The sequence below is a fragment of the Streptomyces sp. NPDC047028 genome (genome assembly GCF_040644095.1).
In the GTDB taxonomy this organism is placed as follows: Bacteria; Actinomycetota; Actinomycetes; order Streptomycetales; family Streptomycetaceae; genus Streptomyces.
Window position 1 is genome coordinate 45544 of sequence record NZ_JBEYVS010000026.1, and the last position, 20115, is coordinate 65658.

General features: G+C 72.3%; 20 protein-coding genes and 3 pseudogenes. 13 read left to right on the forward strand and 10 right to left on the reverse strand.

What is annotated here, in order from left to right:
- Positions 1 to 5 precede the first annotated feature (5 nt).
- The 4 genes and pseudogenes from ABZ854_RS22910 to ABZ854_RS22925 form a co-directional block, all read left to right on the forward strand.
- Positions 6 to 557 (forward strand): annotated as a pseudogene (locus ABZ854_RS22910) (DUF2637 domain-containing protein); the annotation flags it as partial.
- Positions 557 to 898 carry an RRQRL motif-containing zinc-binding protein gene (locus ABZ854_RS22915; protein ID WP_361213853.1) on the forward strand — a complete coding sequence of 114 codons (342 nt, stop codon included), beginning with the start codon at positions 557 to 559 and terminating at the stop codon, positions 896 to 898. The pseudogene ABZ854_RS22910 and the gene ABZ854_RS22915, both read left to right, overlap by 1 nt.
- Positions 899 to 943: 45 nt before the next feature.
- Entirely contained in the window at positions 944 to 1345 is a 402-nt protein-coding gene (locus ABZ854_RS22920) for a DUF6251 family protein (RefSeq protein WP_361214006.1), read from the forward strand.
- Between the two features lie 174 nt (positions 1346 to 1519).
- A pseudogene (locus tag ABZ854_RS22925) lies at positions 1520 to 1690 on the forward strand (site-specific integrase); the annotation flags it as partial.
- Between the two features lie 77 nt (positions 1691 to 1767).
- On the opposite strand, the gene ABZ854_RS22930 reads toward ABZ854_RS22925, so the two are convergent.
- Positions 1768 to 2529, reverse strand: coding sequence for a phosphoglyceromutase (locus ABZ854_RS22930; RefSeq protein WP_361213855.1), 762 nt, complete (start codon positions 2527 to 2529; stop codon positions 1768 to 1770).
- 172 nt (positions 2530 to 2701) lie between these two features.
- Between ABZ854_RS22930 and ABZ854_RS22935 the strand changes: the two genes are divergently transcribed.
- A complete protein-coding gene (locus ABZ854_RS22935) occupies positions 2702 to 3994 on the forward strand; it encodes an MFS transporter (protein ID WP_361213857.1) in 1293 nt (430 codons plus the stop codon).
- A gap of 101 nt (positions 3995 to 4095) precedes the next feature.
- On the opposite strand, the gene ABZ854_RS22940 is transcribed toward ABZ854_RS22935, so the two are convergent.
- Together ABZ854_RS22940 and ABZ854_RS22945 are read right to left on the reverse strand one after the other, a co-directional pair.
- The gene (locus ABZ854_RS22940; protein WP_361213859.1) at positions 4096 to 4335 is read right to left on the reverse strand and encodes a hypothetical protein; all 240 of its coding nucleotides are present in this window, start codon (positions 4333 to 4335) and stop codon (positions 4096 to 4098) included.
- Between the two features lie 313 nt (positions 4336 to 4648).
- Entirely contained in the window at positions 4649 to 5098 is a 450-nt protein-coding gene (locus tag ABZ854_RS22945) for a DUF2000 domain-containing protein (RefSeq protein ID WP_361213861.1), read from the reverse strand.
- 49 nt (positions 5099 to 5147) lie between these two features.
- Here ABZ854_RS22945 and ABZ854_RS22950 point away from each other — a divergent pair, with 49 nt between their 5' ends.
- Positions 5148 to 5951 (forward strand): AraC family transcriptional regulator, encoded by an 804-nt coding sequence (locus ABZ854_RS22950; RefSeq protein WP_361213863.1) that lies wholly within the window; start codon positions 5148 to 5150, stop codon positions 5949 to 5951.
- Positions 5952 to 6021: 70 nt separating this feature from the next.
- Here the strand turns inward: ABZ854_RS22950 and ABZ854_RS22955 are convergent, their stop codons facing one another.
- The 3 genes from ABZ854_RS22955 to mshA all read right to left on the reverse strand — a co-directional run bounded on the left by ABZ854_RS22955 (position 6022) and on the right by mshA (position 9701).
- Positions 6022 to 7731, reverse strand: coding sequence for a glycosyl hydrolase family 28-related protein (locus tag ABZ854_RS22955; RefSeq protein WP_361213865.1), 1710 nt, complete (start codon positions 7729 to 7731; stop codon positions 6022 to 6024).
- Between the two features lie 100 nt (positions 7732 to 7831).
- Positions 7832 to 8332, reverse strand: coding sequence for a YbjN domain-containing protein (locus ABZ854_RS22960; protein ID WP_361213867.1), 501 nt, complete (start codon positions 8330 to 8332; stop codon positions 7832 to 7834).
- Between the two features lie 31 nt (positions 8333 to 8363).
- The gene (gene mshA / locus ABZ854_RS22965) at positions 8364 to 9701 is read right to left on the reverse strand and encodes a D-inositol-3-phosphate glycosyltransferase (RefSeq protein ID WP_361213869.1); all 1338 of its coding nucleotides are present in this window, start codon (positions 9699 to 9701) and stop codon (positions 8364 to 8366) included.
- A 631-nt stretch (positions 9702 to 10332) separates the two neighbouring features.
- Here mshA and ABZ854_RS22970 point away from each other — a divergent pair.
- The 3 genes from ABZ854_RS22970 (at position 10333) to ABZ854_RS22980 (ending at position 14227) form a co-directional block, all read left to right on the forward strand.
- On the forward strand, positions 10333 to 11118 hold the full coding sequence (locus ABZ854_RS22970; RefSeq protein ID WP_361214008.1) for a class I SAM-dependent methyltransferase: 786 nt from the start codon (positions 10333 to 10335) through the stop codon (positions 11116 to 11118).
- 257 nt (positions 11119 to 11375) lie between these two features.
- Entirely contained in the window at positions 11376 to 12497 is a 1122-nt protein-coding gene (locus ABZ854_RS22975; protein ID WP_361213871.1) for an NlpC/P60 family protein, read from the forward strand.
- A gap of 413 nt (positions 12498 to 12910) precedes the next feature.
- Positions 12911 to 14227 (forward strand): fused response regulator/phosphatase, encoded by a 1317-nt coding sequence (locus ABZ854_RS22980; RefSeq protein WP_361213873.1) that lies wholly within the window; start codon positions 12911 to 12913, stop codon positions 14225 to 14227.
- Between the two features lie 180 nt (positions 14228 to 14407).
- Here the strand turns inward: ABZ854_RS22980 and ABZ854_RS22985 are convergent, their stop codons facing one another.
- The 4 genes from ABZ854_RS22985 to ABZ854_RS23000 all read right to left on the reverse strand — a co-directional run bounded on the left by ABZ854_RS22985 (position 14408) and on the right by ABZ854_RS23000 (position 17653).
- On the reverse strand, positions 14408 to 14761 hold the full coding sequence (locus ABZ854_RS22985) for a DUF2516 family protein (protein ID WP_361213875.1): 354 nt from the start codon (positions 14759 to 14761) through the stop codon (positions 14408 to 14410).
- Positions 14762 to 14903: 142 nt separating this feature from the next.
- Positions 14904 to 15533, reverse strand: a complete 630-nt coding sequence (locus tag ABZ854_RS22990) for a hypothetical protein (protein WP_361213877.1) — start codon at positions 15531 to 15533, stop codon at positions 14904 to 14906.
- Positions 15534 to 15619: 86 nt separating this feature from the next.
- Positions 15620 to 16102: a helix-turn-helix transcriptional regulator gene (locus ABZ854_RS22995; protein ID WP_361213879.1), complete on the reverse strand. Its 483-nt coding sequence runs from the start codon at positions 16100 to 16102 to the stop codon at positions 15620 to 15622.
- A gap of 405 nt (positions 16103 to 16507) precedes the next feature.
- Complete coding sequence (locus ABZ854_RS23000; RefSeq protein ID WP_361213880.1) at positions 16508 to 17653, reverse strand: NAD(P)/FAD-dependent oxidoreductase; 1146 nt, start codon at positions 17651 to 17653, stop codon at positions 16508 to 16510.
- Positions 17654 to 17724: 71 nt separating this feature from the next.
- Here ABZ854_RS23000 and ABZ854_RS23005 point away from each other — a divergent pair, with 71 nt between their 5' ends.
- The 4 genes and pseudogenes from ABZ854_RS23005 (at position 17725) to ABZ854_RS23020 (ending at position 20079) form a co-directional block, all read left to right on the forward strand.
- On the forward strand, positions 17725 to 18405 hold the full coding sequence (locus ABZ854_RS23005; protein WP_361213882.1) for a TetR/AcrR family transcriptional regulator C-terminal domain-containing protein: 681 nt from the start codon (positions 17725 to 17727) through the stop codon (positions 18403 to 18405).
- Between the two features lie 36 nt (positions 18406 to 18441).
- Positions 18442 to 18546, forward strand: a pseudogene (locus ABZ854_RS23010) (LysR family transcriptional regulator); the annotation flags it as partial.
- 71 nt (positions 18547 to 18617) lie between these two features.
- Positions 18618 to 19520, forward strand: coding sequence for a GNAT family N-acetyltransferase (locus tag ABZ854_RS23015; RefSeq protein ID WP_361213884.1), 903 nt, complete (start codon positions 18618 to 18620; stop codon positions 19518 to 19520).
- 193 nt (positions 19521 to 19713) lie between these two features.
- Entirely contained in the window at positions 19714 to 20079 is a 366-nt protein-coding gene (locus ABZ854_RS23020) for a hypothetical protein (protein WP_361213886.1), read from the forward strand.
- Positions 20080 to 20115 lie beyond the last annotated feature (36 nt).

Consider the following 20115-nt stretch of genomic DNA (forward strand, 5'->3'; position numbering starts at 1 on the left):
CGCACAAGGGCGAGCGGGAAGCCCGTGAACGGGCCGCGATCGAGCAGCGCGAGGATGCCGCACGGCAGGCCCGCGAGGAACGCGAGCACGCGGCGGCGCTGGCCCCTGAACAGCGGGAGCACGAGGCCCGCATGGTCCGTGAACAAGCTGAGCGGGAGGCCGCCGTTACGGCGCGAGGAACGCGAGCGCGAGCAGGCCCGCGAGCGTGCTGAGCACGAGGAGCGTGAACGCCAGGAGCGCGAGCGTGAACAGCTCCGGGCGGAGCGTGAACGCCGTGAACGCCAGGCCGCCGAGCGTGCTGAACGTGAGCGGCGTGAGCGTGTCGAGCAGGAGCGCCGTGAACGCGCCGCGCTGCTGTCCGGTGGCCCGGTCGCGGACAAGCTCCCGGAGGATGACGCGCGCGCGCCATCGTCGCCGCCGCGCTGGCCGAGGGCCTGTCGGTGCGTCAGGCGGCGGAGCTGTGCGGTTGGTCGGTCGGCTGGGTGTCGACCCGCTACGCCGAACTGCGCGGGCCCGTCAACGGCGTCCCCGTTGACCTCGCCGGAACGGCCCGCTGATGACCACGGCTCCGATCGGTGGCTCGCTGCCCGTGTACCGGTGGCGGCTCGCTCCTGACGGTCTTGCCACCCGCAGGCAGCTCCGCGCTATGGGGTTGCGCCCGGGAGGTCAGGACGTGGTCGCCGAAGTCCAGCGTCCCCGCCGCAGGCGCGGCGCGCTGGTCGCCTACCTCTATCGCATCGACTGGGCGAAGCCCGTCCGGCCGATGACGCCGGGCCGGTGGGCCGCGCTCGCCCGGGCCAACCGCGCCCGTCGCATCTGCCCCACGTGCCGGCGTGATGCCGGATACGTCATCCCCGCATCTCTTGGCGCGTGCGTGCCCTGCGCCGACTCCAACTGACCTGGGAGGTCCCTGGTGGACTCCGACAACCTGCCCGTGCCCGGCATCGTCTGTCTCCCGGACGGCCGATACGTCTACAACGACCAGCCCGCCAACCTCACCCCGATGCCGCCGCAGCAGGCGGTGCCGCCGATGGTGGTGCAGCACATCCACCACGCGCCCCCGGATCGCACGGTGCAGCGCATCGCGCTCGGTTCCGGCGTCGGTGCCGGGGCGGTGGCTGCCGGGGTCTACTTCGGCCCGCTGCTGGTCGGGGTGCTGACCGCGATGGCCGCCAACCTCGCCATCCTCACGCTGCTGGCCGTGGCCATGGCGTGGGGCGTGGTCACTGTCGTCCGCTCGGTCGGCGGCGCCGACGGCAAGGCCGCCGCCAAGGGGGCTTGGCCGCCGGGGACGTTGACCCCTCCGAGCGGTCGACAAGAGGCGCAAGCCGTAGACGGCCCTTAAAGCCTCCGACCCCTCTTCGGTGAGGGGTGAGAACCCTGGGCCCGTGAACGGCCGTTCAGAGCGCCGTGAGGGGGTTGCACGGCCCGGTTTTCCGGTCTCTCTACGCGCGCGTGCGCGTAAGGCCCCCACCCCTCCCACCGCTCAACTCTGCAACATCGCAGGTCAGATGCGAACGCGTCCGTGCTTCTAGACGCAGGGGAGAGCATCAAGGCCCTCGCGGAGTACCTCGGGCACTCCGATCCGGGTCTGACACTGAAGGTGTACGCGCACCTCATGCCGAGCAGCCGGGACCGGGCCCGGAAGGCTCTCGGTAAGGCACTCAGGCCCCAAGATCACAAGGGCTGAGGTTCCAGAGAGGTTCCGGATCATGAAAATGCCTCCCATCCGCGCCATATGCGCAGGTGGGAGGCATGAGACAAACCCTACTTCTTCTTGCCCTGGTTCTTGACCGCCTCGATCGCCGCCGCAGCCGCGTCCGGGTCGAGGTACTTGCCGCCCGGGTTGAGGGGGCGGAAGTCCGCGTCGAGGTCGTAGGCGAGGGGGATGCCCGTGGGGATGTTCAGGCCCGCGATGTCGGCGTCCGAGATGCCGTCGAGGTGCTTGACCAGGGCGCGGAGGCTGTTGCCGTGGGCCGCGACCAGGACGGTGCGGCCGGCCAGGAGGTCGGGGACGATGCCGTCGTACCAGTACGGGAGCATCCGGCCGACGACGTCCTTGAGGCACTCCGTGCGGGGACGCAGCTCCGGGGGGATCGTCGCGTAGCGGGCGTCGGCGGACTGGGAGAACTCGGAGTCGTCGGCGAGCGGCGGGGGCGGGGTGTCGTAGGAGCGGCGCCAGAGCATGAACTGCTCCTCGCCGAACTCGGCCAGCGTCGCCGCCTTGTCCTTGCCCTGGAGGGCGCCGTAGTGGCGCTCGTTCAGGCGCCAGCTGCGGTGGACCGGGATCCAGTGGCGGTCGGCGGACTCCAGGGCGAGCTGGGCTGTGCGGATCGCGCGCTTCTGGAGGGACGTGTGGACCACGTCGGGGAGGAGACCGGCGTCCTTGAGGAGCTCGCCGCCGCGGACCGCCTCCTTCTCGCCCTTCTCGTTCAGGTTCACGTCCACCCAGCCGGTGAACAGGTTCTTCGCGTTCCACTCGCTCTCGCCGTGGCGGAGGAGGATCAGCTTGTACGGTGCGTCGGCCATGTGTCAGAGCGTAATCCACGCGTTCGGGGCGCCGACCCGGCCGCCCGGTGGGCGGACAGCAGAGGGGGCTTTTAAAGGCTGGCACTCCGCGCACCCGCCCTTGTAAGTTGTGCACACCGGTTGAGCCGCTTACAGCGCCGTACCCTGGCGCCGAGCATCGTGGGGGTCCGTCATGTCCGTCGCCCGACTGAGGGGTGCCGCCCGGGAGACGGTCTCCGGTCTCCCCCGCGCGTTCTGGTGGCTGTGGACCAGCACCCTCGTCAACCGGCTCGGCGCGTTCGTCGCGACGTTCATGGCTCTGTACCTCACTATCGACCGCGGCTACTCCGCCTCCTACGCCGGTCTCGTCGCCTCGCTGCACGGACTCGGCGGGGTCGTCTCCTCCCTCGGCGGCGGCGTCATGGCCGACCGGCTCGGGCGCCGGCCCACCCTGCTCATCGCCCAGACCTGCACGGCCGTCTTCGTCGCGCTGCTCGGCTTCGTCCACGATCCCGTGTCCATCGCCGGCGTCGCCTTCCTCGTCGGCCTGGCGTCCAACGCCTCCCGGCCCGCCGTGCAGGCGATGATGGCCGACATCGTCCGGCCCGAGGACCGGGTGCGGGCCTTCTCGCTCAACTACTGGGCGATCAACCTCGGCTTCGCCGTCTCCTCCACGGCCGCCGGCTTCATCGCCGAGTTCAGCTACCGCGCCGGCTTCCTCATCGAGTCCGGCATGACCCTGGCCTGCGCGATCGTCGTATTCGCCAAGCTGCCCGAGTCACGCCCGGCGCCCACGGCGAAGGGAAGGAGCGAGGACATCGGGCTGGGTACGGTCCTGCGCGACCGGCGGTACATGGCCGTCGTCGGGCTGTCCTTCCTCGTCGCCCTCGTCTTCCAGCAGGGCTCGGTCGGCCTGCCCGTCGCCATGGGCCGCGCCGGGTTCTCCCCCGCCGACTACGGCCTGGCCATCGCCGTCAACGGCATCCTGATCGTCGCCCTGCAGATCCCCGTCACCCGCTTCATCGAGCACCGCGACCCGCGCACCCTGCTCGCCGTCTCCTCCGTCCTCGCGGGCTACGGCTTCGGGCTCACCGCCTTCGCCGGGTCGGTCGGCGTCTTCACGCTCACCGTGTGCGTGTGGACGCTCGCCGAGATCGTCAACGCGCCGACCCAGACCGGGTTCGTCGTCCGCCTCTCACCGGTCCATGGGCGCGGCCGCTACCAGGGCATGTACACGCTGTCCTGGTCCGCCGCCGCCCTGATCGCCCCGCTGATGTCCGGCACGGTCATCGACCGCCTCGGCGCGGACTGGCTGTGGGGACTGTGCGCGGCCGTCGGCACGGTGGCCGGGCTGGGCTACGCCCTGCTGCTACGACGTCTGCCGATGGGGGACGGGGCGGAGACGGCGGACGAGGGCGGAAACGGGGACGGCTTCGGTGGCGTGGAGCGGCCGCACGCCGAGCCGGCAACGAGCCCGGCCCAGTAGCCCATAGCTGTGTGCGTACGACGGACGCCCCGCGGTCAGGTGACCTGCGGGGCGTTCGCGTCAGCGGTTCACGCGGCCGGGCGTCAGAGCGCGGCCGGGCGTCAGAGCGCGACCGTGACGCCGACCCGGCCGTACCGGCCTGCCACGCCTTCGACCGTGTCCGTGACGGTGTCCAGCTTGGCCAGGACGTCCGCGCTGTTGATCGCGGTGGGCCCGGCGGCGATGCCGGCCTGCGGGCTCAGGCCGCCGGCGACGGCGTCCAGGTCGGCGTCGGAGATCTCAAGGGTCTGAACCTGGGGAGCGGAGTTCATGACGTGACTGCCCTTCGCATGGATGGTCATGGGTGAGACGGAAGGTCCACTTGGGGAGTGGAGCGGTCCCGCCGGGGACAGAGGGCGGGCCGCGGCCATGGATCAAACCACGGAGCGTGTCGGGCATCCAGTCAACCGCGTTGACCGAGCGAGCAGTTGGGTGTCCTGGGGCGACGAAGGTGTGGGCGGGCCCACCGATCGGCGGCAGCATCTCCACATTCCTTTGCGGAAACGGTGCCACGCGGCAGGCCGCCGCCCCTTGCCAGGCCGGCGCCGAAACGGACGACCGAGGACCAACCGCACACGCCGGCACGGCGGTTACGCACACCTTGTGCAGATCCGGTCACGGATGCATCCGCGCCCCCTTGAGCACCTTGTCCACCGCGTTCCGCGGTCCGTAGACCGCGAGGCCGACCAGGTCCAGTTCGGCCGTCGGCACGGCACGTACGGCGGCCCGGTTGTCGCGGTCGTTGCCCGTGGCGAAGAGGTCGGAGGTGAAGACCGCGCGGGGCAGGGCGCGGGAGAGGGCCTTGGCGTGCGCCGCGGTCAGCGTCTCCTTGGCGCCCTGGAAGACCAGCACCGGCTGCCGGAACATCGGGAGGTACGGCACGCCGTCCGCGTCCTCGTACGGCTCCCCGATCACCTCGGGCACCTGGCCGCCCAGGCCGCTGACCAGGAACGCGGTGACGTTGAGCCGCTGCCACGGCTCCAGGTCCTCACGCAGCAGTACGGCGATCTTCGTGTCGAAACGGACCGGTTCCCCGGCGGCCTGGGTGTCGCTGTGCGTGTTCATGCAGTGAGACTGCCGGTCGCTGCCGGCCGCCGTCTTGTACGTTCTATACGTGGCCGAGCAGGCGGAAGTCAGTGCCTGGCGCCCGCGTGTCCCGGGTGTCGTGGAGGTCTTCCACGCCCACTTCACCGAGTACGCCTATCCGATGCACGTCCATGACGCCTGGACCCTGCTGATCGTCGACGACGGGGCCGTCCGGTACGACCTCGACCGGCACGAGCACGGCACCCCGCACGACACCGTGTCGCTGCTGCCCCCGCACGTGCCGCACAACGGCTCACCCGCCACCCCGCACGGCTTCCGGAAACGGGTCCTGTACCTGGACGGCAGCCGGCTCGGGGACGATCTCATCGGGCCCGCCGTCGACGGCCCCGATCTGCGCGACCCGGTGCTGCGGCGGCGCGTCGGCCAGGTGCACGGCGCGCTCGCCCGGCCCGGCGACGAGTTGGAGGCGGAGAGCAGACTGACGCTCGTCGGCGAGCGGCTCCGGGAGCACCTGCGGTGCCGGGAGCCCGGCGGGGCGGACGCGTTCCGGCGCGATCCCGTGCTCGCGCGCTCCCTGCGGGAACTCCTCGACGAGCATGTCGTGGACGGGCTCGTCCTCGCCGACGCTGCGGCGCTGCTGCACGCCCATCCCGCGCACCTGGTGCGGGCGTTCAGCGGTGCGTACCGCATCGCCCCGCACCAGTACCTGATGTCCCACCGGGTCGGGCGGGCCCGGCGGCTGCTGCTGGCGGGGCGGAACCCGGCCGAGGTGGCGGCCGAGACCGGGTTCTACGACCAGGCGCACCTCACCCGGCACTTCAAGAAGCTGGTCGGGGTGACGCCGGGACGCTACCGCTCGCGGACCCGCTGAGCGCCGTACCGGTGATGCCAGGCACGATTCGGCGACGGCCCGCTGAGCCCCGTACCGGTGCGCCCACGCGCTACTCCTCGAGGGCTCGCTGGGCCTCGTGCAGGTTGCGGGGGCGGACCGTGTTCGTCGTGGCGTACAGCTCCAGGCGGGAGTGGAGGTCGCCGGGGAAGTCGGGGACGTCGGTCTGGCCGAACTCGTGGACCTCGCCCAGGCCAACCGTGGCGGAGTAGGGGGCGAGGCCGTCGAGCTTCATCAGGCCCGCGCGGCCGTTGGTGACGCGGATGTTCCAGTGGGTGAAGCGGGCGCCGAACAGGGGGCCCGCGCTCGCGTCGCCGCCGTGGCGGCCGTCGTTGTTCACCGTGATGTCGGTGCGGACGTTGGCGAAGGGCAGACCGCGATGGCTGTCGAAGGTGCCCATCCGCATGTCCCCGCGCGACCAGACGTTGTGGGAGGACAGGCCCTCGACGTTGATGCCGTGCAGTTGGGTGTCCGGCGGGGCCGGGACCGTGCGCTGCTCGACGGTGAAGTCCTCGATCAGGTTGTCGTGCGAGCCCTCCCGGCAGAAGTACGGGTGGTGTTCCCCGCGCCCGGCGACCCGGGTACGGCGCAGCGTGCAGGCGGAGGCCGCGACCAGGCCGAAGCCGTTGTCGACGTGGCGGACGGTGACGTCGTCGACGAAGCAGTCGTAGGCGCACTGGAGGACGACGCCGTTGTAGCCCTTGTCCAGGAGGTGGGGGGACTGCGGTGTTTCCACCGCCTCCAGGGTGAGGCCGGCCACGCCGGAGCCGGTCAACTCCGGGACGTGAGTGGTGAGTCTCGGGTCCCATTCGGGGCGTATGTCGAGCGGGAGGGGGCGTTCGAGGGTGACGCGGCGGTCGTGGACCCGGGTGACGCGGACCGGCCATTCGTACGGGACGTACGACGTGAGCTTGGTCTTGTCGTCCCAGGAGTACGACGCCGGGCCCGGGCCGCCGCCCGACATGTGCTGGAGGAGGGTGTGGCCCGGGTCGTCGGCGAGGCGGAGCAGGACGAGGGCGCCGGGGTGGAGGCGGGCGGGGTCGGTGACGGTGATCGTCCGGTCGCCCTGGCGGGCCGGTTCGACGGTGGTCAGGGTCGCCCACTCGTCCCGCTTGTTGCCGGTCCAGCCCTCGAACGGCCAGTCCCGGGACCGGACGGCGGCCACCAGGGAGTCCCAACGGGCGTGCGGGGCCAGCCAGATCAAGCCGCCGGCCCACGACCAGGACGACTTGTCGCCGCCGTAGCGGGAGCCGTAGGGGCCGATGAGTTCGGTGAGGTTCCGGGTGGCGTAGAGGGTCGTACGGCCGCTGCCGGCGCCCCGCAGGACGACGTTCGAGTCGCCGATGCGGATCAGGCCGTCGATGCGGAAGGTGCCGGGCGGGATGGTGACCGTGCCACCGCCGGCCCGTCCGGCGGCGGCGATGGCACGGTTGATCGCGGGGGCGCAGTCGGTGGTGCCGTCGGGTACGGCGCCGTGATCGGTGACGTCGGCGACGACGCGGGGATGGTGCAGGCGGGCGGTTCCGTGGCGGTAGCCCGCCCGGCCGATGTAGGGGATCTGCGGGTGGGTGCGGGGTGTTCGAGTGAACTCCAGCCAGATGGGCGGCACTTGGGCCGCGATGGGGAGTGGCGCTGCCGCCGACGCTCTGCCTGCCGTGGCGCCCAGGGCCACAGCTGTGGCTCCGGCGAGGAGGGTTCTTCTGCCGACCTGCCACTGCCCGGGGTTCATGCGCCCCACCACCCATCCATCCGTCGAGTTCATGTTCATGAACTTCGTTCAAGAATGTGCTGGCGGTGAGCATGCCACTGCCGGGCACGGGGAGGGAAGAGGTGGCGATGGAACAGGGACCGGCGGGCGCGGGTTAGTCCGTCGAGCGTTCGGTCAGATGCTTGAACGCTTCCAGGTTCCGCGTGGACTCCCCCCGCGACACCCGCCACGCGTACTCCTTGCGGATCGCGGAGGCGAAGCCCAGCTCCAGCAGGGTGTTGAAGGCGCCGTCGGCGGCCTCCAGGACCTGGCCGAGGAGCCGGTCGAGTTCCTCGGCGGTGACGGAGGCGAGGGCGATGCGGGCGGTGACGTAGACGTCGCCGAGGCGGTCGACTGCGTAACTCACGCCGTACAGCTTGAGGTTGCGCTCAAGGAGCCAGCGGTGAACGCCCGCCTCGTTCTCGTCGGGGTGGCGTACGACGAACGCGTTGAGGGAGAGGGAGTGGCGGCCGAGACGGAGGGAGACGGTCGTCGACAGCTTGCGGGTGCCGGGCAGCTTCACGACGTACGTGCCGGGCTCGGGGCTCTCCCACTCCAGCTCGGCGTCCTTGAGGACACCCTCGACGACGCCGGCGGCCTTCTCCACTTCACCCATGCTCAGCACCCATCGTCATCACCCATGGTCATCACCCATGGTGGGAGCGTACGGCACGCCGGTGGGAGTGGGTCGCGGCCGTGTAGACGTCGGCGGTGGCGGCGGCCGAGGCGTCCCAGCCGAAGGAGCGGGCGTGGCGGGCGGCGGCCTCGCCCATGCGGGCCGGCAGGGCGGGTTCGTCGGCGAGCCGGCCCAGCACGCGCGCGTAGTCGGCCGGGTCGTGCCCCTGGACGAGGAAGCCGGTGTCGCCGTCGCGCACGGCCACCGGGAGCCCGCCGACCGAGGCCGCGAGCACCGGCGTGCCGGCCGCCTGCGCCTCGATCGCGACCAGCCCGAAGGACTCGCTGTACGACGGCATGACCAGCACGGACGCGGCCCGGAACCAGTCGGCGAGCTGGTCCTGCCCGACCGGCGGCCGGAACCGTACGACATCGGCGATGCCCAGCCGCGCGGCGAGCTTCTGCAGCCCCTCGGGCCTGGCCAGACCGCTGCCACTGGGGCCGCCGACGACGGGCACGACGATCCGCGAGCGGAGTTCCGGACGCTCGTCCAGCAGGACCGCGACGGCCCGGAGCAGCACGTCGGGGGCCTTGAGGGGCTGTATGCGGCCCGCGAAGAGGGGGACGAGGGCGTCCTGCGGCAGTCCGAGGCGGGCGCGGGCGGCGGCGCGGCCGTCACCGGGGCGGAACCGGTCGAGGTTCACACCGGGGTGCACCACGGCGACCTTGGCGGGGTCGGCGCCGTAGTGCCGGACGAGCTGGTCGGCCTCCTCGGCGGTGTTGGCGATGAGCCGGTCGGCGGCGGCGACGATCTGGGTCTCGCCGATCACCCGCGCGGCCGGCTCGGGGGCGTCACCGGCCGCGAGGCTGGCGTTCTTGACCTTGGCCATGGTGTGCATGGCGTGCACCAGGGGGACGCCCCAGCGCTGGGCGGCGAGCCAGCCGACGTGCCCGGAGAGCCAGTAGTGCGAGTGGACCAGGTCGTAGTGACCGGGGCGGTGACCGGCCCACGCCTGCATCACCCCGTGGGTGAACGCGCAGAGCTGGGCCGGGAGTTCCTCCTTGGCCAGGCCCTCGTAGGGGCCCGCGTCGACGTGCCGGACGAGGACGCCGGGGGCGAGTTCGACGGTGGGCTCCAGTCCGCCCGAGGTGGCCCGCGTGAAGATCTCGACCTCGATGTTGATCGCGGCGAGGCGCTGGGCGAGTTCGACGATGTAGACGTTCATGCCCCCGGCGTCGCCGGTGCCGGGCTGGTGGAGCGGTGAGGTGTGCACGGAGAGCATGGCGACGCGGCGCGGCCTGCGGTGCAGCCGGAGCAGCGCGGGTGCCGCCGAAGCGCGACGCCCGAGCCTGCTGACGTACTGGCTCACGTGGCGTTCCTCCTTGGCTGCGGGCATGCCTGCCGGAGGACCGACCGCGCCCTCCGGGAACTCCAACAGCGGGCGGGTGCCCGCGCATTTCCGGATCACTTCCGGGGCCGGCGCCTTTACCGAATCCTGACCTTGACTCGCTCAACCGTTCGAGATGGTGCGGGCGTCGACGGCTGCCCGCCCGAGGGGCCGTGGGGCGAGCGCGGAACGTCCGGGACCCATCCTTCGCTGCCCTGTGACCTGCGGCGATACGACCCGACCTGGGCACGGTCATAGGGGCTGATGGACGTGACAGCACCGGGTCGGCACACCGCACGCGCTCGCCGCGGGTGGTCCGGCAGTGTCGCCGCGGGTCGTCCGGCAGTGTCGCCGCGGGCAGTCCGTCAGCGCCGGAGTCCCGGCAGCGTCGGCCGTCCCGCTGAGGCGGGTGCCGGGTTTCGTCCGCGACGAGTGCCGGACCCGGCCCGGGCGAGTGCCGGACCCGGCCCAGGCGGGTACCGGACCCGGCCTGGGCGGGGGCGGGTCCGGACGGTCCGGCGCGCGTGTGGGCGCGTTTACCCTCGTAGACATGTGTGCCCACGCCGCCCCCCTCCCCCATTCCCGGCTCCGCCCGGGTGGGCGGGCCGGCGTCGTGGGGAGCGTGACGCGCGGGACGACCAATCCCAACCGGCTGCGCCGGATGGACCGCTGGATCGCGGCCACGCACGGGGCCGAGCTGCGACGGGCGGCCGATCCGGTGGCGGTCGACCTCGGGTACGGCGCCGCGCCCTGGACGGCGGTCGAACTGCTCGGCCGGCTGCGGTCCGTCGCCCCGCGCACGCGGGTCGTCGGCGTCGAGATCGAGCCCGCGCGGGTGGCCGCCGCCCGGCCGTACGAGCGGGACGGCCTCGTCTTCCGGCACGGCGGCTTCGAGATCCCGCTGCCGGTGCGCCCGGTGCTCGTGCGGGCGGCCAACGTGCTGCGGCAGTACGACGAGTCCGAGGTGGCCGCCGTATGGCAGCGGCTGTGCGCGCGGCTCGCCCCGCCGGACGGCCCGTTTCGCGGCGGGCTCCTCGTGGAGGGGACGTGCGACGAGATCGGGCGGCGGCACGTATGGGTGGCGCTCGGCCCGGAGGGGCCCCGGACGGTCACCTTCGCGACCCGGCTGGGTTCCCTGGAGCGGCCGTCCGACCTCGCCGAGCGGCTGCCCAAGGCGCTCATCCACCGCAATGTGCCCGGCGAGCCGGTCCACGCCTTCCTGCGCGACTTCGACCGTGCCTGGGCCGCCGCCGCGCCCTACGCCTCCTACGGCGCCCGTCAGCGCTGGATCCGCGCGGTGCGGGACCTTCGGGCCGACTGGCCGGTGACGGACGGACCGGCGCGCTGGCGGCAGGGGGAAGTGACCCTGGCGTGGGGGGCGTTGGCGCCGGCCGGGTGAGCGCCGAGGGGTTCGGTGAGCCCGTGGGGCGGGCGGGCTCGGCGGCCCCGGTGATACGGACGGGGCCGTGCTGGACTGCTGGTGCGGGCGAGGGGAACGATCTCGGTGCGCCGTACGTCACACCGTCGAGGAGATCGTCGTACGGACTCTGCCGGCCCTGACGCCCCGGTCGCCCTCTGTCGTTTTGGGCGCGGTCGTGGCACGATCCCCCGGACGACCGTAAGTTACTGACGGTAAATCAGGTGGGGGGACGACCTATGGGTCCGGGCAAGCGCGGCCTGCTCACGGCCGCCGTGACCGTGGTCTGCGCGGTGACCGTACTGGCGGCGCCGGGCACGGCGTTCGCGCAGGCCGGCGGCACCACCCACGCGGCGCAGAGCCCCGCACCCACCCCGGCCGCATCCCCCGCCCCTTCCCCCGCCCCCTCCGCGACCCCCGAGGCGACCAAGAAGCTGGAGAAGGTCCGCGACACCCTGGACCGGCTCTACCACGACGCGGCCGTGGCCACCGACGCGTACAACGCGGCCGAGGAGGCGTCGAAGAAGCAGTCCGCGCAGATCGTCGCGCTGGCGAAGAAGATCGTCGAGGGACAGCAGAAGCTGGAGAACCTCAAGAACCAGGCGGGCGCGGCGGCCCGGTCCCAGTACCGCACCGGTGGTCTGCCGCCCACGGCCGAGCTGCTGCTCAGCGACGACCCGCAGCAGTTCCTGGACGGGGCCGGGCGGGTGCTCCAGGGCCAGCGGGCGACGAAGAATCTCCTCGGCGAAATGACCCAGACGCAGGCGGACTTGAAGGACTACGCCGCCGACGCCTCCTCGCAGTGGGTGAAGCTGGAGGCCAACCGCAAGGCCAAGGCGGCCGCCAAGAAGAGGATCAAGAAGCAGATCGCGGCCGCCGAGAAGCTGCAATCCAAGCTGGAGAAGAAGGAGAAGGAGCAACTCGCCGCGCTGGAGCAGCAGGCCGCGTACAAGTCTCAGACCGCCTGGCTGGACACCGGCATCCTCAAGGAGATCAACGGCAAGGCGTCCGCGCAGGGGAAGCAGGCGGTGAAGTACGCCACGGCCCAGCTCGGCAAGCCGTACGTGTGGGGCGCGGAGGGGCCGGCCTCCTTCGACTGCTCGGGCCTGACCTCCCAGGCGTGGGCGGCGGCCGGCCATCCCATTCCGCGCACCTCGCAGGAGCAGTGGAAGCAGCTCAAGCACGTCGACGTGAAGGACATGCGCCCCGGCGACCTCATCATCTACTTCGACGACGCCAGTCACGTCGCGATGTACGTCGGCGACGGCGCGATCATCCACGCCCCGCGCCCCGGCCGGACGGTGACGGTCGCGGGGGCGGGCTCGATGCCGATCCTGGGGGTCGTCCGCCCGGACGCGTGAGGGCGGCTCCGCCGGGCCCACGAGACTGCTGGGCCGGACGCACGACTGCACGGACCCGCCGGTCCTGCGCCCGGCACCCGGCACGCGGCACCCGGCACCCGGCACCCGGCACCCGGCACGCACCTGACCGAAATGCTCCGTTCGCGATACTCCGTACGCCCGTGACGCAGGCCATGTGACCCACCACACGGCCAACTCCGGTCAAATCACCGGAGGACGTGAGCTTCGTCATCCCCGCCGGTGGGTCGGCCTGTCCAACTGCGGTAGGGATCGCGGCATATGACAGCGGCGGGAGACCGGGCGACGGGGCTCACACCATTCCGTTGCGGTGGCCAGTACCGCTATGGTCCCCGTCGGTGGGTCGAGGTCCCTCGCCCCACCGTGCCCTCGGGGGGAGGGAAGGAACCGAGACAATGCCCGTACCCGTACCGCGGCAGAGAGCGATCCCGGCCGCGGAGAGCGGTCAGGCGCGGGCCGCGTCCCCATCCGGCGGCGGCCCCCTCACCGAAGAGGCCCACCGCACCGCCACGCCCGCCACCGGCGCGAACAGCACCACCCTCACCCTGCTGCTGATAGAGGACGACCCGGCGGGCTCGCCGATCGTGCCCCAGCTGCGGGACTCGGCCGGCAAGCCGATCCGCGTCCGCACCGCCCGCAACCTCACCGAGGCCGAGCGGCTGCTCACGGACGACGTCCACTGCATCCTGCTGGACCTCGCCATGGCCGCCCCCGGCGGCACGGGTGACGGTGACGGCGACGAACTGGCCGTACTCCGGCACATCCTGCGGCTGGCGCCCCGGCACGCCGTGCTCGCGCTCACCGCCTCCAGCGACGCCGAGCGCGGCGCCGAGGCCGTACGCGTCGGCGCCCAGGACTACCTTTTCCGGGACGAACTGGACGGTCGGCTGCTCAGCCGCGCCATCCGGTACGCCGTCGAACGCAAGCGCTCCGACATCGCCGAGCGCAAGCTCGCCGAGGGCCGGCTGCGCGCGCAGGAGAACCGGCGCCTGGAGCGCGGGCTGCTGCCCACGCCCCTGCTGGAGGGCTCGCCCCTGCGCTTCGCCGCCCGATACCGCCCCGGCCGCTCGCGCGCCCTGCTCGGCGGCGACTTCTACGACTGCGTGCGCACCCCCGACGGCACCGTGCACGCCATGATCGGCGACGTCTGCGGCCACGGCCCGGACGAGGCCGCGCTCGGCGTCGAGCTGCGGATCGCCTGGCGCGCGCTGACCCTCGCGGGTCTGTGCGGGGACGAGCTGCTCGGCACGCTCCAGGAGGTGCTGGAGCACGAGCGCGGCGACGAGGAGATCTTCGCGACGCTGTGCACGGTCGACATCGCGCCCGACAGCCGCCGCGCCGGCCTGTGCCTGGCCGGCCACCCGTCCCCGCTGATCGCCCGCCCCGGCCGGGCACCACGACTGCTGCCGTACGACAACAACGGCCCCGCCCTCGGCCTGCTGCCCGGCGCCCGCTGGCCGCGGATGCAGGTGGAGCTGGGCCCGGAGTGGAGCCTGATGCTCTACACCGACGGTCTGATCGAGGGCCGGGTCGGCGGCCCGGACGGGGAACGGCTCGGCCAGGACGGCATGGTCGAGATGATCAGCCGCCAGCTGTCCGAGGGGTTGCGCGGGGAGGAGCTGCTGCGGGCCGCCGTGAGTGAGGTGCGGGACCTCAATGGGGGGGAGCTGACGGACGACGTGGCGGTGGTCCTGCTGGATCGCGTGCGCTAGCTTCCGCCGGGCGCGTGGAGGCCGTGCGGGTGCGTCGCCGGGTGCGGGCACGTCGTGGCCGTTCGCGCAGTTCCCCGCGCCCCTTGGGGAAGCTGCAGCTCACCCACCTAAGGGGCGCGGGGAACTGCGCGACAAGCCACGGACTGCCCGCACCCGGCGACGGAGAAGTACCGCGGGACGCTACCTGCGCCCGTTGTACGGCCCGTAGGGCCCGTCGCTGCTGCTTCCCCCGCGCCGGCGCCCCCACCCCCCGTTGCCACCGCCGGAGACCTGCTTGACGGCGGGCCGTACGTCGACGATGTAGACGATGCTGGCGACGAGGCCGGCGATCGGCAGGATGCCGAGGATGGAGAACAGGTAGCTGACGACCAGGGCGATGCCCAGGATGATCAGCCAGAACACCTTGTTCTGCTTGTTGGCCGCGCGGAAGGCGTCCTCGCGCCGGAACGCGGCGTCGAACAGCCCGAACGCGGCGAGGGCCATGAGGACGATCTTCAAGATCCCCAGGAACCCCGCGAAGCCCAACATCAGCATGCTGCCACCGCCCGTAGTCTTCCGATCCGTACGGTCCCGTACGCCTGGTACCCGCCGTACTCGCCGTACACGGTCACCGTCACCGTACCCGGACAACGGGCCGGGCACCCCGAAGGTGCCCGGCCCGTACGCGCCTCGCGGGTCACTTGGCCGGCGGGGTGGTCTTCTTGGCGGTGGTGCTCTTTCGGGCGGCCGGCGTCTTCTTGGCGACGGGCTTCTTGGCCGCGGCGGCGTCCGCCGGCCTGGCCTCGGCGGGCTCGGCCTTCTTCTCCTGCGCGACCTCGACGGGCTTGACCGGTTCGGGCTTGACGGGCTCGGGCTTGCCCTCGACGACGATCGCGAGGTCCTCGATCTCCTCGGCGGCACCGCCGCGCCAGGTCTTCACGGTCTGCTCGCCGTGCTCGGCGACCTTCTCGTAGGCCTCACGGGCGCGTACGGCGTACTCGGCGGCGACGCCGACACCGCGCAGGGCGAGGTCCTGGGCGCTCTCGCCGAGCTTCTTCAGGTCCAGGTCGAGCGTCCCGATGAACTCGTTGACCTTGGTCTGCAGGGTCTCCTGCGCCTCCTTGGCGCGGGCGGCGGCCCTCTCCTGCACGGCCTTCGGGTCGGTGTTGCGTACGGCCTCGATCCGCGCGGGGGCGTCGGCGCGCAACTGCTCGACGAGGGCGGGCACCTTCCTGGCCTGCTGGAGGGCCAGGTCGGCGGTGCCGGCGGCGAAGTAGAGCGGGGTCGGGTCGCTGAGGGTCTTGCGCAGGTCGTCGGTGATGGCCATGGTGATGGTCCTCCCGGATTCGCGTTCGGCTGAGGTCGGTGTGGGTCCGCGGTGGAGCGGTCGGGGCTGAATTGTCGAGGTCCGGCCTATCCGGCCGTCTTCCGCGGGCCGGCATCGCCGTCGGCGGCGGCACGGGCGCCGCGTCCGGCGGTACGGTCATCGCTCTCCAGGCTGTCGTCGCCGTCCGGGTCGTCCGCCCCCAGGTCCTGCTCCGGCCCGCCGAATCCGTTCTCCTTGCGGAAGGACTCGTAGATCTGGAGGAGGACCTGCTTCTGCCGTTCGTTGAGCGTGGGGTCGGCGAGGATGACCGCGCGGGTCTCCACCTCGTCCCGGTCCCGCTCGGCGTCGAGGATGCCTGCGCGGACGTACAACGTCTCGGCGGAGATGCGCAGCGCCTTGGCGACCTGCTGGAGCACCTCCGCGCTGGGCTTGCGCAGCCCGCGCTCGATCTGGCTCAGGTACGGGTTGGACACCCCGGCGGCATCGGCGAGCTGCCGCAGCGAGAGCTGGGCGTTGCGCCGCTGCTCGCGCAGGTACTCACCGAGGTTGCCGACATTGAGCGATGCCATGACTCCACCTTGCCCCACCCTCGCTAACAATTGCAAGCACCCCGCTTGCAAAAGTGCACCACATCACGCAGCCGGCTCACCGCCGGACCCGGCCCGTCCCCAAACTGCGAAGTCGAGGCAGTCCCGGCGCCAACGGGGGAGAAGGTCAGTCCCTGCTCCGCAGCGCGTCGAGGACATGGGGCCAGGCCGCTTTCCCCAAGAGCGCGTCAGCTTCCCGCGTGCCTCCGTACTGGAAGCGCGGGGAGGCCGACGCAGGGCTCTCTCCGGGAAAACGTGGGCGGTGGCCTGCATCGTGGCGGGCGATCAGGCGCACCGTGGCCCCGACTGTATTCAGCCGGTACCGCGCGTTCCGGAGCACACGGCTCTGACCCGCTCGTCGGTCACGGGCCGCGCCATGAGCCGCGCTCAGTGGGACGAAACCCGGTCGAAGACGGCGAGGGCCTCCGCGGGGTCCGGGCTGACCAGGCGTTCCAGGCCGGCGGTCGTGATCTCCGCCCACCTGGTGGCCCGTGCCCACATCCGTTCCTCGAAGGCGCGGACGGCCTCGTCCAGGTCTTCGGGGCCCGCGTCCGGCGGGAAGGCGGCGAGGGACTCGGCGAGTTCGGCGCCCTCCAGCATCGCGAGGTTCGCGCCCGCACCCAGCGGGGGCATCAGGTGGGCGGCGTCGCCGAGGAGTGTCACGCCGGGGACGTGGGTCCAGGTGTGGCCCATGGGGAGGGCGTGGAGGGGGCGGTGGACGAAGGCGGTGCCGTGGCGGAGGAGGTCGAGGACGGGAGCGGTCCAGCCGTCGAACAGGGCCAGCAGACTCGATCGCATGGCCTCGGCGTCGGCCAGATCCAGGTCCGGGCCCTGGTCCGTGGGCCGGTCCAGCGGTGCGCGGAACTTGGCGTACACCTTGACGTGGCCGCCGCTGTTGCGCTGGGCGACGAGGGAGCGGTTCGCGCCGTACACCGCGACGGAACCGTCGCCGACCATCCGGGCGAGGTCGGGGTGGCGGGTGTCGAGGTCGTCGAGGGAGGTCTCGATGGAGGTGACGCCGGTGTAGTGCGGGGTCGCGGACGAGACCGCGGGGCGCACCCGGGACCAGGCGCCGTCCGCGCCGACCACCAGGTCGTACGCCTCCTGCCGCCCGTCCTCGAAGTGGACGAGGACGCCGTCCGGGGTGCCCGGCACCACCCGGGTCACGCCCCGGCCCCACTGGACGTCGAGCGGGCCGAGCAGCAGGTCGCGAAGCTGCCCGCGGTCGATCTCGGGGTTGGCCCGCTCGTCCGGGCCGGGCCGCCAGTCGCGCAAAACGGTCCCGTCCGTGTCCAGGATGCGCATGGCCTGCCCCTCGGGCCGTGACAGCTCCCGGAAGCGGTCCAGCAGCCCCGCCTTCTCCAACGCGAGCTGCCCCAGACCCTCGTGGAGGTCGAGCGTGCCGCCCGGGGGACGGGCGTCGGGGCCGGCGTCGCGTTCGAGGAGGGTGACGGGGTGGCCATGGCGGTGCAGGACGCGGGCGAACGACAGGCCGCCGGGACCGCCCCCGACCACAGCGATACGATGTCTCATGCCGATACACCGTATTACCCTTGTACGATGCCTCGCAACAGAACGGTGTGGACGGTTTGGACGGTGCGGACATGACTGTGTGGGACCGGCCGGAGCCGCGGAGTCGTCCGGTGCCGCTCGACCGGGAGCGGATCGTCGCCGCCGCCGTCGCGCTCGCGGACGAGGGCGGGCTGGAGGCGGTGTCCCTGCGCAAGGTCGCAGCCCGGCTGAACGCCGGCCCGATGCGGCTCTACGGCTACATCGCCACCAAGGAGGAGCTGTTCGACCTCATGGTGGACGAGGTGCAGGCCGAGATCCTCCCCGAGGAGCGGCCCGATGACTGGCGGGAGGCCCTGCGCGTCCTCGCCCACGGCACCCGGCGGACCGTCCTCCGCCACGAATGGCTGGCCGACCTGCTCGGCGGCCGCCCGGCCCTGGGCCCGAACGGCCTCGCCGTGACCGAGGCCAAGCTGGCGGCCCTGGACGGTCTCGCCGGCGTCGACACCGTCATGCGCGCCGTGGAGACCGTCAGCGCGTACGTCACCGGCGCGATCCGGCGCGAGATCGCGAACCTGCGGGCCGAGCGCGCCACCGGCCTCTCCAAGCTCGACTGGCAGCGCGCCCACGGCCCGCACGTGACGAGGATGCTCGACACGGGCCGCTTTCCGGCCCTCGCCAAGGCCGTGCACGACGGCACCGACGTCGACGCCGAGACCTCCTTCACGACCGGCCTGGACTGGGTCCTGGACGCGGTGGCCACCAAGCTCGCCTGACCAGTGGTCAGACGGGGTCCCCGTCGGAATCGACGGGAGCCACTGGCCGGCCACGAACGCCTGCGCCTGCGCCTGGCCGACCTGAGCGACCGCCGCTGGCCCCAGTTCCCGCCGGGCACCGGCCTCGTCCGGCAGTCGTACTGAAACGGGGGCAGCCCGCCACGGCCGCTGAATCACCGAGTCGCCGCTCCCCTGTGGGGGAAGGATGAGGCATGCGACCGAAGGACTGGTGTCTGACCGAAGACGTCGACGACTTTCTCGGCCGGGCCGGGGGCTTTCTGCGGTCGCGGCCCGGGGCGCACGTCATGCAGCTGACCCTGGCGGAGAGGGTGCGCGTGCGGGGGCCGGGGGCGTACGGGCCCGAAGTGCCCCTGTTCGGCGTGCTGGAGCGGGCGGGGCGGGTGCGGGCCACGTTCTACCGGCTCACCCCCGGAGCCCTGGGCCTCTCCTCGCTCGGCGCCGAACAGGCCGACTCCCTCGCCGCCCGGCTGGCCGCCCTCGGCCGCCCGCTGTCCCGGGTCAGCGCGGACCACGGCACCGCCACCGCGTTCGCCGAGGCCTGGCGGCAGCACACCGGAGTGGCGGCGAGAGCGCGCGACACCCGGCTCCGCCTCTACCGCCTCGGCACGCTCACCCCACCGGAGCCGATGCCGGCCGGCCGGGGCCGCGTCCTGGGCGGAGAGGACCTGGATGACGTCATGTTCTGGTGCGGCGAGTTCGCCAGGGCCGTCGGGGAGGACGTCCGCATCGACGCCGGCACGTGGGCCGGCACCCGCTTCGCCGACAAGCGGTACACACTCTGGGAGACCCCGGACGGCACCTCCGTCTCCGTCGCGGGCCTGAACCCGCTGATCGGCGGCCAGGTCCAGGTCGACGTGGTCTACACCCCCGCGCACCTGCGCGGCCGTGGCTACGCCGGTGCGGTGACGGCCGAGGTGAGCCGGGCCGCGCTGGCCGCGGGCGCGAGGGACGTCGTCCTGTTCGCCGACCTCGCCAACCCCACCAGCAACGCCCTCTACCAGAGCCTTGGCTACCGGACACTCGCCGACTGGTCCGTCTACGACTTCCTGCCGCCGGTACCGACGGGCGGTCACCGGGTGCTGAACCGCCCCTGACACCGGGAATGTTCCGAACCCGCTTCCTCGTGCTTGCACGATCGAGCCGGCGTACGACGGTTGGTTCGCTGTCGGTATGAACAGGGATCAGCTTCGTGGGAGGCGTCGGACCGGTGGGCCTGCGGTGTGGCGGGGTGTGGGAAGAGGGATGGTCCTGCTCCCCCTGTCCGTCGGCAGGTTGGCGGGAAGAGGCATGGGACCCGGTGGTGCTCAAGTACTCCGAGGGTGCTGCGGTGTCGCGCTGGGACTCTTCGGCTGGGCCGTGGCGCTGTTGGCGGGGCAGGGGTTGGTCAACGGCCTGCTGTATCCCCTGGTCGACGCGCACGACTACCAGCACTCATGGGGCGGCCCCACCCTCATAGGGGCCTGGGTGGTGCATGCCCTGGTCGCCGTACCCGTGGTGGCGGTCGCGATCGGCGTGCTCTGGGGCACGGCTGCCGCCGATCACGCTCTTGATCCGGCACCCGGTGAACGGCGGCCCCGGTGGCCCGTGTTGCTGTCGCCGGCACTCGCACTCCTGGCAGCCCTGCTCCTCAACGCCTGGCTCCGCCAGGTGTGAGACCGCCCTCAGTGGTGGGTGAGTTCGTCGTCCTTG